This window comes from Idiomarina sp. UBA4206, assembly GCF_002383015.1.
Classification (GTDB): Bacteria; Pseudomonadota; Gammaproteobacteria; order Enterobacterales; family Alteromonadaceae; genus Idiomarina; species Idiomarina abyssalis.
Window position 1 is genome coordinate 7463 of sequence record NZ_DFTS01000021.1, and the last position, 357, is coordinate 7819.

Here is a 357-nt window from a genome sequence, read left to right on the forward strand (position 1 = left end):
GCGACCCTGCTGCACGACGATGTCGTCGACGAGTCGGAGCTTCGCCGTGGACGTAAAACCGCTAATGCAGTATTCGGTAATGAAGCCAGCGTGCTGGTGGGTGACTTCCTTTATACCCGCGCTTTTCAGCTAATGGTCGATTTAGACTCACTGCGGATTCTGCGGATTTTAGCGGATGCCACCAACGTTATTTCTGAAGGTGAAGTACTGCAGTTAATGAACTGTAACGACCCGGATACCTCAGAAGCCAGCTACTTCAATGTCATTTACGGAAAAACCGCTAAGCTGTTTGAAGCCGCAACTGAGCTGGCCGGCGTATTAACGGCACAAGACGAAAAAGTAACGCAGCAACTGGCC

The 357-nt window shown here is 51.0% G+C and carries 1 protein-coding gene; it reads left to right on the forward strand.

Translation table 11 applies throughout. The annotated features are described in order from the left end of the window. Nucleotides 1–357 (forward strand): polyprenyl synthetase family protein (locus B3180_RS04450; protein WP_286843266.1); only part of this gene is annotated, 357 nt, incomplete at both ends.